Here is an 11,934-nt window from a genome sequence, read left to right on the forward strand (position 1 = left end):
ACTATTAAGGCTTCGCCCAGCTGCTCCGGACATCTTCAACGCTTGAGCGGCGGGGCGCAGCGACGAGAGAGCGGCTGCCAACGGCCGCTCCGGATAAAACGGAGAACACGAGAGTGCCTACGATTAACCAGCTGGTCCGCAAGGGCCGCACGCCGAAGGTCAAAAAGACCAAGGCCCCCGCGCTTAACGGCAGCCCGATGCGCCGCGGTGTTTGCACCCGCGTGTACACGACGACCCCGAAGAAGCCGAACTCGGCTCTGCGTAAGGTTGCGCGTGTCCGCCTCAACGGCGGCGTTGAAGTGACCGCGTACATCCCCGGTGTAGGCCACAACCTGCAGGAGCACTCCATTGTGCTCGTCCGCGGTGGTCGCGTTAAGGACCTCCCGGGTGTCCGTTACAAGATTGTCCGTGGTGCCCTCGATACCCAGGGTGTCAAGAACCGTAAGCAGGCTCGTAGCCGCTACGGCGCAAAGATGGAGAAGAAGTAATATGCCTCGCAAGGGTCCGGCCCCCAAGCGGCCGCTAGTTCTAGATCCCGTTTACGGTTCCCCGCTGGTCACCCAGCTCATCAACAAGGTCCTCGTTGACGGCAAGAAGTCCACCGCGGAGCGCATCGTTTACGGTGCCCTCGAAGGTGCTCGCGCCAAGTCCGGCGGCGACCCCGTTGCGGCCCTCAAGAAGGCCATGGAGAACGTCAAGCCTTCCCTCGAGGTCCGCTCCCGCCGCGTCGGTGGCGCAACCTACCAGGTTCCGGTTGAGGTCAAGCCGGGCCGCTCCACCGCCCTCGCACTGCGCTGGCTGGTCGGCTACTCCAAGGCCCGCCGCGAGAAGACCATGACCGAGCGCCTCCAGAACGAAATCCTGGATGCCTCGAACGGTCTCGGTGCCGCTGTGAAGCGCCGCGAAGACACCCACAAGATGGCCGAGTCCAACAAGGCCTTCGCACACTACCGCTGGTAATACTTCCCGCACGCCGCCGGCTCAACCGAGCCGGCGGCGGACGTGCAGTCCATCCGAAAGGGAGACACCGTGGCACAGGACGTGCTTACCGACCTTAGCAAGGTCCGAAATATCGGCATCATGGCCCACATCGATGCCGGCAAGACCACTACTACCGAGCGCATCCTGTTCTACACGGGTGTGAACCACAAAATCGGCGAAACGCACGACGGCGCTTCGACGACTGACTGGATGGAACAGGAAAAGGAACGCGGCATCACCATCACGTCTGCCGCCGTGACCTGCTTCTGGGAAAACAACCAGATCAACATCATTGACACCCCCGGCCACGTGGACTTCACGGTTGAGGTTGAGCGCTCCTTGCGCGTCCTCGACGGTGCAGTTGCCGTGTTCGATGGCAAGGAAGGCGTGGAGCCGCAGTCTGAGACTGTCTGGCGCCAGGCTGACAAGTACAACGTCCCGCGCATCTGCTTCGTCAACAAGATGGACAAGCTCGGCGCTGACTTCTACTTCACCGTCGACACCATCATCAGCCGCCTCGGAGCCAAGCCGCTGGTCATGCAGCTGCCTATCGGCGCCGAGAACGACTTTGTCGGCGTCGTCGACCTCCTTTACATGCGTGCACTGGTCTGGCCCGGCGACTCCAAGGGTGACGTCACCATGGGTGCCAAGTACGAGATCCAGGAGATCCCGGCTGACCTCAAGGAAAAGGCCGAAGAGTACCGCGCAACGCTCGTTGAGACCGTTGCAGAGTCCTCCGAAGAGCTCATGGACAAGTACCTCGAGGGTGAAGAAATCACCGAAGACGAGCTCAAGGCCGGCATCCGCAAGATGACGATCAACTCCGAGCTCTACCCGGTCTTCTGTGGCTCGGCCTTCAAGAACCGCGGCGTCCAGCCGATGCTTGATGCTGTTGTCGATTACCTGCCGAACCCGCTCGACGTCCCGCCGATGATCGGTCACGATCCCCGCGACGAAGAGAAGGAACTGACGCGCAAGCCGTCTTCGGAAGAGCCGTTCTCGGCTCTGGCGTTCAAGATCGCCACGCACCCGTTCTTCGGTCAGCTCACCTTCATCCGCGTGTACTCCGGTCACGTTGAAGCAGGCTCCCAGGTGGTCAACTCCACCAAGGGCAAGAAAGAGCGCATCGGCAAGCTGTTCCAGATGCACGCCAACAAGGAAATGCCGGTTGACGGCGCTACCGCCGGCCACATCTACGCAGCAATCGGGTTGAAGGACACCACCACGGGCGACACCCTGTGCGACTCCAGCAACCAGATCGTCCTGGAGTCCATGAGCTTCCCGGAGCCCGTGATCTCTGTTGCGATCGAGCCGAACACCAAGGGTGACCAGGAGAAGCTCTCCACCGCCATCCAGAAGCTCTCCGCTGAGGACCCGACCTTCCAGGTCTCCCTCAACGAAGACACCGGTCAGACCATCATCGCCGGCATGGGCGAGCTCCACCTGGACATCCTGGTGGACCGCATGCGCCGCGAATTCAAGGTCGAGGCCAACGTGGGCAAGCCCCAGGTTGCCTACCGTGAAACCATCAAGCGCGCGGTTGAGCGTCATGACTACACGCACAAGAAGCAGACCGGTGGTTCAGGCCAGTTCGCGAAGATCCAGATCGCGATCGAGCCGCTGGACACGTCCGATGGTGAGATGTACGAGTTCTCGAACAAGGTCACCGGTGGCCGTATTCCGCGTGAATACATCCCGTCGGTTGATGCCGGTATCCAGAGTGCGCTGAACGACGGCGTCCTGGCCGGTTACCCGGTGGTCGGCATTAAGGCGACGCTGATTGACGGCGCGTACCACGATGTCGACTCCTCGGAAATGGCGTTCAAGATCGCCGGCCGTATGGCTTTCAAGGAAGCTGCACGCAAGGCGAATCCTGTCCTGCTCGAACCGCTGATGGATGTCGAGGTCCGCACACCTGAGGAATACATGGGTGAAGTTATCGGTGACCTCAACTCCCGCCGTGGCCAGATGCAGTCCATGGAAGATGCCCAGGGTGTCAAGGTCATCCGCGCGCACGTTCCGCTGTCCGGCATGTTCGGCTACATCGGTGACCTGCGCTCGAAGACCCAGGGCCGCGCTGTGTACTCCATGACGTTCCACAGCTACGCGGAGGTCCCGAAGGCATTTGCCGACGAGATCATCCAGAAGAACCGCGGCGAGTAGTCCCCAGGGCTTCCGCAGCAACAGACTCGGCGTTTTTCCGGTGACGGAAATCCGCCTGGTGCAGGCGGCCGGCTCCGGTCCGCCGGGCCGGCTGCCTGCACCGACAGACTTGAGGGACTAGTATTAGTTCCTGAATCTGCAATTTCATCAATCCAAAGCCCCCCAAGTAGACTTACTGAGGTTTCGCCGCGACAAGCGCGGTCGAAGAGTAAGTCATTTGAAAACGTTCTAGGAGGAACCTGTGGCAAAGGCAAAGTTCGAGCGGACTAAGCCGCACGTCAACATCGGCACCATTGGTCACGTTGACCACGGTAAGACGACGCTGACGGCCGCGATTTCCAAGGTGCTGTACGACAAGTACCCGACTCTCAACGAGAAGCGTGACTTCGCGTCCATTGACTCTGCTCCCGAAGAGCGTCAGCGCGGCATCACCATCAACATCTCCCACGTTGAGTACCAGACCGAGAAGCGCCACTACGCACACGTAGACGCCCCCGGTCACGCTGACTACATCAAGAACATGATCACCGGTGCTGCTCAGATGGACGGCGCGATCCTCGTGGTTGCCGCTACTGACGGTCCGATGGCTCAGACCCGTGAGCACGTTCTGCTCGCCCGCCAGGTTGGTGTTCCCTACCTGCTGGTGGCCCTGAACAAGGCTGACATGGTCGATGACGAGGAACTCCTCGACCTCGTTGAAATGGAAGTTCGTGAGCTCCTGAGCTCACAGGGCTTCGATGGCGACGAAGCACCGGTTGTCCGCGTTTCGGGCCTGAAGGCACTGGAAGGCGACCCGGAGTGGGTCAAGTCCGTTGAGGACCTGATGGCTGCAGTCGACGAGTCCGTTCCGGACCCGGTTCGTGACCGTGACAAGCCGTTCCTGATGCCGATCGAAGATGTCTTCACGATCACCGGCCGTGGCACCGTTGTTACGGGCCGCGCCGAGCGTGGAACTCTCGCCATCAACTCCGAGGTCGAGATCGTCGGCATCCGCCCGGTCCAGAAGACCACGGTTACCGGTATCGAGATGTTCCACAAGCAGCTCGACGAAGCATGGGCCGGCGAGAACTGTGGCCTGCTGCTTCGCGGTCTGAAGCGTGACGATGTTGAGCGCGGCCAGGTTGTCGTCAAGCCGGGTTCCATTACCCCGCACACCGACTTCGAGGCTAACGTCTACATCCTCTCAAAGGACGAAGGCGGACGTCACAACCCGTTCTACTCCAACTACCGCCCGCAGTTCTACTTCCGCACCACGGACGTAACCGGCGTTATCACCCTGCCGGAAGGCACGGAAATGGTTATGCCCGGCGACAACACTGAGATGACCGTTGCGCTCATCCAGCCGATCGCAATGGAAGATGGCCTCGGCTTCGCTATCCGCGAAGGCGGCCGCACCGTTGGTTCAGGACGCGTCACCAAGATCATCAAGTAGTACTTGCTGATCAGAGTCTTGCTGCTGACCGGAACCGCCGTCTGACGGTCGCCGGAACGCAAGGAACAGCCCCGCTGCACTCGCAGCGGGGCTGTTCTTTTCGGTGTCGGGACCGCGGAGCCCTGCCCAATGCTATATATTTTATCTAGTCATTGGAGATACTGAGGCTGGGCGGTTACGGACAGCCGGAACCACGAAGGACCACTATGTCGACCGCTGCCTCTCTGTTGCTGGTGCTTTTGTTGCTGGCGGGCGCGCTCCTGCTGGGCAGGCGCTGGGGGGAGGCTCGGGAAAACACCCGGTCCACATCAGCTGCCAGCGGCTTCTTCGCCGCAGGTTACCGCGCCGGCCACGTCCAGGGGTGGGCCGACAGCCGTGCGGCAGAAACTCCCGGAGCGCCGCCTCCCGTATCTGCGCCGACTCCCGTCCCGCCACGCGAGCAACCGCCGGTCGTCAGGCCGGTTCCAGCCCTTCAGGCCGTGGTGCCCCCGTTCCCACAGTCGCGCCCGGTTTCCGCGGGACAGCGTCCACCGCTCCCGGTGTCCCGGCGTCCGTTGGTACCCCCGCCTCTGCCCGCGAAGGAATCCGCCGCGGACCGGGCCGCCCGCAAGGAGAAGCGGGACCGGCAGAACATCAATATCACCCTCTACGTCGCGAGCCTGCTGCTGGTGGCTGCCGGTGCCCTTTTCATCGGTGCCGCGCTGCCAGCAGGACTCCGGTTCGCCGGCGTCGGTGTCATCACCGCTCTCTTCTATGCCGCCGGCCTGATCCTGCACGCGCAGGCTCCCCGGCTCCGTCCCGCCGCAGTCGCCTTCGCGGGCACCGGCCTCGCGCTGATCCCGCTGGCCGGCCTGGCCATGTTCAACCTCACTCTGCACAACGGACCAGCGGCCTGGCTGATCAGCTCGGTGGTCGGCACGGTGGCATACGTCAGCGCCGCAGTCCGGATGGACAGCAAGGTCCTCGCGTACCTGTCCCTGACGTTCGTGGTTTCTACGGGCTGGTCCGGAATCTCCGTCCTGGGCGGCGCGCTCGTTTGGTACTTCGTGGTGCTGATCGCCGTCGCGGTGCTGCTGACGCTGCTGGCGCTGACCCGTCCGGGATGGGTTCCGTCGGTGTATCTGGAACCGCTCATGGACCTGCACCCTTTCGTGGTCCCGGCGGTTGCCACGGCGGGAACCTTCCTGCCCGGACTTCTGAGCAGCGGTGAATATGCGTTCGTCATGTCGCTGTCCGGAGCGTATTTCGCCTTGATCGCGGCACTGCCGCAAAGCCGTTTCCGCGTTGCCCACTATTACGGGGCACGGGCCAGCCTCACCGTGGCCGCGGCGGCCGCTGCCTGGGCGGCGACGGGCGGGGTGCAGTGGATGATCCTTACCGTTGTGGTGCTGGCGGCGTTCCAGGCAGTGCTGGTGGCTTCCGGACGGGACGTGGTTGCCCCTGCGCTGCTGGGACCGGCCGGCCGCCGGCGCACGGATGCCCTCGGCACCTTCGGGCTGCAGTTGCTGTTGACCGTGGTGTGGGGTGCAGCGGCCTGGTTCGATTCCGCGGCCGGCGCCCCCGCCGGTGCCGGCGTTCCGCTCTGGGTGCCGCCGCTGCTGGCTCTGCTGACCGGCATGGTCCTCGCCGTGCGGCTGAGCGGAGTGGCGGAATGGGGGCCGCCGGCCGCCCTCGTCGTCACCGCGGCCGGTATGGACACGGCAGGCGGGTGGGCCCCGGCCGGGTTTCTGATTTCGGCTGCGGTGTTCTGGACCGTCCGATCGCTGCCGGCGGCCGAACCCTTGCGCCTGCATTTCGTTCTCGCGGCCCGCGTCGCCGTGTCGCTTGCTTTTCCGGCAGTCGCCGCGGCGGTCACCAGCGCGTCGCCCGCGGCGCTGCCGGTAGTGTCCGCCTTCCTGCTGGGGCTCCTGGCGCAGCAGCTGACCACGGCCGTCCTCGTCCGGACAGGCGTGGCCGCGCCGGGTCCCAACATCACTCTGGCCGCGTTTACGCTCGCGGCAGTCCCCACTCTCGCAGCGGTAGCCCTCGCCGATCCGACGCCGGGGAGGGCCTACACCGGCGCAGCCATCGTGCTTCAGCTCCTCGTCGGCCTCGGCATCGGCCTGGCACTGTCGGGCGCAGCGGCTAGTTCACCGTGGCGGCCCGGCGTTCCAGAGCTGCTGCCCGTCGGGATGGCGGCAGTGCTTTCCGGCATGGCATTCACGGGTGTCTCATTCATGGCCGGCAACATCAGTCTGGCCCTGACGTTCCTCTATCTGATAACGACGGCGCTGCGGCGCGGATCGCTGCGCCAGCGCTGGTGCTACTGGTGGCTGGCGCGGGGGGTCGGCACGCTCCTGGTCCTGACGGGATACCACCAGCTCCGGCGGGCCACTGGCCCGGTGTTGGTCGGGGGCGAGGAACTCGCCAGCGCCGCTGTCGCCGTGTTGGTTCTTGGCTTGCAGCTGACGTTCCCGCTGCTTGCAGCTGCCCGGGGCCGGGCTCCACGCGGCGTGCTCGCTGACGCCGCCGTCGTGCTGGTGCTGCAGGGCGCAGGCCTTGCTCTCCTGAGGTCCGCCCGGCCGCACGATGCCGGGTCCTGGCAGCTGACCGGCGTCGTCGTCCTTATCGCCCTCAGTGCTGCGGCGGCCGGGTTCGTGTTGCGCACCCGGCCGGCGGCTGCGGTATTCGCGCCCGCGGCGCTGGCGGGGCTGTTGCTGGCGCGGACCGGTTCAGCGCTCGACGTCGAGCTTGTTTTGGGTGTCTTTTCAGTATTCAGCGCCGTTATGGTGGTGGCTGCCGCCCAGCGCACGGCCAAGGGGAGTTACTTTGCTGCCGCCCGAGTACTGACTCTGGCTTTGGCGCTGGTGCTCAGCTATGACGCGGCCGCTTCCGTCACGGCCGTGTCCGTGGTCTTCGGGCTGGCTCTCGCAGCCCAGCATGGGATCCGTTGGTTCATGCGGTCCCGGCTGCAGGCGGTGCCCTTCCAGCAGGCTGCGGTATGGATTACGCTCGCTGGCCAGGCGGTGCTTCCCGCGGGGTTGCTGGCGGCAGCACCGGACGACGGCGGCCGCTGGGCCGTCCTGCTGCTGGTGGTTCTCCTGCTGGTTTCCGCAGCCGTGGCAAGCCGCGTGTTTCTGGCGCGGGGAGCGGCCTACCTTATGGTCTATGCGGCCGTGTTCGGTACCGTGGCGCTGGGGCCCCGCCTGCAGTTTGCCGCCGCAGCATCCGCCGGCGGAGTCTTGGATCGGCCCTTGTTGGATTACGACGGTGTGGTGGAGGTACTTCTCGTGCTGGCCGCGGCTGCGGCCGGGGCAGGTGCGCTGCTGCAACGGAGGCGGCGGGATGACGTCGAGCGCTGGCTTTGGCTTGTTGCCGCCGGCGGGTTCGCCGGAGCCGGCCTGCTGCTGGCGCAGGGTGCCTCCGGCTGGTTGGTCGCGGCCGCGGTTCTGGTCTGCGCCGCGGTCCTGTTCACAGCCTCCCATGTTGAACGGTGGTCCGTTTGCTACCCGCCGGCAGTCGCTGCCGTGCTGGTCGGCGCCACGCTGGCAGCCGCGGAACTAACAGGGCAGGCATCGGGCGTGTGGAGCAGCTACCTGCCGTGGCTGGCAGGGTGCGCCCCAGCCGGGGTGGGGCTGTACGCGGTGCGCTGGTTGCGCCGGGGGCCGCTGGCCGCGGATCCTCTCCGACGCTGGGCCCTGGCCTCAGGCGGGTTTTTGGGTCTGGCCCTCACGGCAGCCGCCGGGCTGCGCTGGGACCCGACCGCCTGGACCGGTGCCGTTCTGGTGGCCGTCGCGGCCATGGTGTGCTGCATTGAAGCCCCCGTCGGGGGCCGCCGGGTAGCCGCGGAGCTGGGCGCCCTGGCCACAACCGCGGCTGTGCAGCGCGCAGTGCTGTTCGCCGGACCGGATGCAAGCCCCGGCTGGCCCGGCTGGTTCTGGGTCCTGCAGTGGTACGTGGTCCTTGCCGCGGTGCTTGGTGCGCTGCGCCTCGCCGCCGGGAACCGCCCGGTTGCCCGGGCGGAGTGGGCCGCCGGTGCCGGCCTGCTGTCGTTGTCCGGCCTGGGAATTATTTTTGGCGGGGACCCCTCGCAACAACTGTGGGTGCTGGCTGTCCTGGCCGTCCTGCTCGTGGCGGGGCTGACCGCCGGCGAGCGGTTGTTTGTCTGGTGGGGGGCGGCGGGGGTGGCGCTGTGCATTCTGTGGGCGCTGCGCCAGTACACGTTCGCTTTGCTGGCTCTCGTGGCCGTGGCGTTGATTGGAATCGCGGTCTGGCGGCTGAACCGCAGCAAACCGGCCGTGGCCGAGCCGGCACCGCAGCCAGAACCGGCGGACCACGGATAGCGTCGGTCAGACGCTGATATTCTTACTTCCCTACGAAGGGAACCCACCATGGGCTGGATCATTTTTCTCATACTCGCGGCCGCCGTCATCGCCGGTGTCTTCTGGGCGAAAAATCATTTCCGCGCTGAAATTGAGCGGGCCAAGCGCATCAACCGGGCCAACGGCGACAAGTAGGGGCCCGCTGGGGTAGCGGCCGCCGGACACCCGAGGGCTACGTTTTGCGGGCCCTGCTGAGCGCCTGGTACCAGTAATACGAATCCTTCGGCGTGCGTTCCTGCGTGTCGAAGTCCACGTGGACCAGCCCGAAACGCTGAGAATAGCCGGCCGCCCATTCGAAGTTGTCCATCAGGGTCCAGACGTAATAGCCGAGCAACTCCACGTCCTCGGCAATGCCGCCGGGCGCCGTGGCGTCCAGGGCATGACCCAGGTGGGATGCGATGTAACTGATCCGGTCCGTATCCGCGAGGGGTCCGGAAACGTGGTCCGGTTCGGGAAAGCTGGCCCCGCTTTCGGTGATGTAAAGCGGGGGCAACGACGCGCCGTACCGGTCTTTAAGCTCCCTGAGCAGCGGACCGAGATGGTCCGGTGCCACCGGCCAGCCGAATCCGGTGGTGGGATACTCCGGGAACTCCACCAGATGGAACGGCATCTTCAGCACGGCGTCCGCGGTGCCTGCCGGGCTCTCGCCGGTTCCGCGCCCTGTCGCCACCTTTACGGGGTAGTAATAGTTCAATCCGTAGAAATCGAGGGGCTGGTGGATGGTGCGAAGGTCTGCGTCGGAAATTCTTCCCAGTGACCGGAACCAGGGCTTGGCGAGCAGCGGCACCTTAGGATAGCGGCCCAGGAGGATCGGATCCGCGTAGACCCGGTTCAGTACCAGGTCGAAGATGTCGGCCAGCATCCGGTCGGTCACTGACCGGCCCGCAGGCCGCACCGGTGAATGCAGGTTGGTGACGCCTACCGCGCCCGTAACCGCCTCGGCACGCAGTGCCTGCACCGCCAGGCCATGTCCCAGCAGTTGGTGGTGGACCGCAGGGAGGGCGTCGAAGAGCAGGTCGTGGCCCGGGGCGTGGACGCCCAGGGCGTAACCGTTGAGGGTGACAGATACTGGCTCGTTGAGCGTCACCCACTGGGCCACGCGGTCGCCGAAGCGCCGGCCGGCTGCCGCGCTGTACTCCGCGAACCGTTCGGCGGTGGTGCGGTTCAGCCATCCTCCGCGGTGTTCGAGGGGCAGCGGGGTGTCCCAGTGATACAGGGTGGCCATCGGCGAAATGCCGGCCTCAAGCAATTGGTCGATGAGCCGGTCGTAGAAGTCGAGACCTTCGTTGTTGAACGCTCCGGTGCCCTCCGGCTGGATCCGCGGCCAGGAGATGGAGAAGCGGTAGGAGTCGATGCCAAGCGTGCGCATCAACTCCACGTCCTCGGGGGCGCGGTTGTAGTGGTCGCAGGCTACGGCGGGGGAGTGGCCGTCCTGGATATTGCCGGGTTTCTGAACGAACGCGTCCCAGCCGGAGGGGCCGCGGCCGCCAGCCGCAAGGGATCCCTCGATCTGGAAGGCCGCCGAGGCCACCCCCAGTTGGAAACCCGGGCTCAGACGCGCGGCCAGGGCCTGAACTGCGACGGAATCCTGGACAGTCATGCCCCTATCATCCCTACGGTGCCGGGCTAAGGCAATGACACGGCAGCCGCCCCGGTTCCACCCCCGCCGTGTGCGGCGTCGATTCGCTTATGCCCGGTAAATCCGGCATACTAGATGAGTTGTTCAAGCGCTCCTTCGCGTCCCGATCCGGATAATGCCGGGTGTCAGGGTCCAAGTGGGAGACCAAACATAACCCACACCCCATGGAACTGCGGATGAGTACGCGTGAAAAGCGCGACACGCCCGACCGCGGGGGTCGGTTACGCCGGCAGGTTGAGGAACCCGGATTCTTCCGGATTCAGCTTGTGCGGCGGGTGGTAGTTACGACTTTGATTGCTTCGGCAGCCACATGCAACATGCAAGTAAACAGAGCAGCCCTAACCGGAGCAGCACTAACTGAAAGAGAGTCAGGCGACATGGCGGGACAAAAAATCCGCATCCGGCTGAAGTCATATGACCACGAGGTCATTGACGTTTCAGCCCGGAAGATCGTTGAGACGGTCACGCGCGCAGGCGCCACGGTAGTTGGCCCTGTGCCGCTGCCGACGGAGAAGAACATCTACTGCGTCATCCGCTCTCCGCACAAGTACAAGGACAGCCGCGAGCACTTTGAAATGCGCACGCACAAGCGTCTTATCGACATCATCGATCCCACGCCCAAGGCTGTTGATTCGCTCATGCGTCTCGACCTGCCGGCCGACGTGAACATCGAAATCAAGCTGTAGGGAGGTGCTGAGAGACTATGACCGCAACCCGTAACGTAAAGGGCCTGCTGGGCACGAAGCTCGGCATGACCCAGGTCTGGGACGAGAACAACAAGCTCATCCCCGTCACTGTGGTCCAGGCTGACTCAAACGTCATCACGCAGCTGCGCAATGCAGACACTGATGGCTATGTCGCCGTTCAGATCGGCTACGGCCAGATCGATCCCCGCAAGGTCACCAAGCCGCTGGCTGGTCACTTTGACAAGGCAGGCGTCACGCCTCGCCGCCACGTCGTCGAACTGCGCACCGCAGATGCTGACTCTTACGAGCTGGGCCAGGAGCTCTCTGTAGAGCTCTTCGAAGCCGGCCAGAAGATCGACGTCGTTGGCACCACCAAGGGTAAGGGCTTCGCCGGTGTTATGAAGCGTCACGGCTTCCACGGTGTTGGAGCTTCCCACGGTGCACACAAGAACCACCGTAAGCCCGGTTCCATCGGTGGCGCATCCACCCCGAGCCGCGTCTTCAAGGGCATGAAAATGGCCGGCCGCATGGGCGCCGTTCGTCACACCACGCTGAACCTCACGGTCCACGCGGTTGACGTCGAGAAGTCGCTGCTCCTGATCAAGGGTGCCGTCCCCGGCGCCCGCGGCCAGGTCGTACTCGTACGCACCGCCGTGAAGGGAGCCTAGTTCA

The 11,934-nt window shown here is 64.7% G+C and carries 9 protein-coding genes; 8 read left to right on the top strand and 1 reads right to left on the bottom strand.

Translation table 11 applies throughout. The annotated features are described in order from the left end of the window. The first annotated feature begins 113 nt into the window (after positions 1-113). The 6 genes from rpsL (at position 114) to RCH15_RS01935 (ending at position 9,072) form a co-directional block, all read left to right on the top strand. The gene (gene rpsL / locus RCH15_RS01910) at positions 114-488 is read left to right on the top strand and encodes a 30S ribosomal protein S12 (RefSeq protein WP_011692814.1); all 375 of its coding nucleotides are present in this window, start codon (positions 114-116) and stop codon (positions 486-488) included. Position 489: 1 nt separating this feature from the next. Further along, positions 490-960 carry a 30S ribosomal protein S7 gene (gene rpsG, locus RCH15_RS01915; RefSeq protein WP_011692813.1) on the top strand — a complete coding sequence of 157 codons (471 nt, stop codon included), beginning with the start codon at positions 490-492 and terminating at the stop codon, positions 958-960. Between the two features lie 69 nt (positions 961-1,029). Beyond that, positions 1,030-3,144, top strand: a complete 2,115-nt coding sequence (fusA, locus tag RCH15_RS01920) for an elongation factor G (RefSeq protein WP_326957477.1) — start codon at positions 1,030-1,032, stop codon at positions 3,142-3,144. Positions 3,145-3,385: 241 nt separating this feature from the next. Further along, positions 3,386-4,576, top strand: coding sequence for an elongation factor Tu (tuf, locus tag RCH15_RS01925; RefSeq protein WP_307045584.1), 1,191 nt, complete (start codon positions 3,386-3,388; stop codon positions 4,574-4,576). Positions 4,577-5,130: 554 nt separating this feature from the next. Then, entirely contained in the window at positions 5,131-8,898 is a 3,768-nt protein-coding gene (locus RCH15_RS01930) for a hypothetical protein (protein ID WP_326957482.1), read from the top strand. 48 nt (positions 8,899-8,946) lie between these two features. Next, on the top strand, positions 8,947-9,072 hold the full coding sequence (locus RCH15_RS01935; RefSeq protein ID WP_326957484.1) for a hypothetical protein: 126 nt from the start codon (positions 8,947-8,949) through the stop codon (positions 9,070-9,072). A 37-nt stretch (positions 9,073-9,109) separates the two neighbouring features. Here the strand turns inward: RCH15_RS01935 and RCH15_RS01940 are convergent, their stop codons facing one another. Next, positions 9,110-10,537, bottom strand: coding sequence for a GH1 family beta-glucosidase (locus RCH15_RS01940; RefSeq protein WP_326957486.1), 1,428 nt, complete (start codon positions 10,535-10,537; stop codon positions 9,110-9,112). Positions 10,538-10,953: 416 nt separating this feature from the next. On the opposite strand from RCH15_RS01940, the gene rpsJ reads away from it, so the two are divergent. Together rpsJ and rplC are read left to right on the top strand one after the other, a co-directional pair. Continuing rightward, positions 10,954-11,262, top strand: coding sequence for a 30S ribosomal protein S10 (gene rpsJ, locus RCH15_RS01945; RefSeq protein WP_038464699.1), 309 nt, complete (start codon positions 10,954-10,956; stop codon positions 11,260-11,262). Positions 11,263-11,279: 17 nt separating this feature from the next. Beyond that, positions 11,280-11,930 (top strand): 50S ribosomal protein L3, encoded by a 651-nt coding sequence (rplC, locus tag RCH15_RS01950; RefSeq protein WP_326957488.1) that lies wholly within the window; start codon positions 11,280-11,282, stop codon positions 11,928-11,930. The last annotated feature ends 4 nt before the right edge of the window (positions 11,931-11,934 follow it).

Source organism: Arthrobacter sp. MP_M4, from assembly GCF_035984855.1.
In the GTDB taxonomy this organism is placed as follows: Bacteria; Actinomycetota; Actinomycetes; order Actinomycetales; family Micrococcaceae; genus Arthrobacter.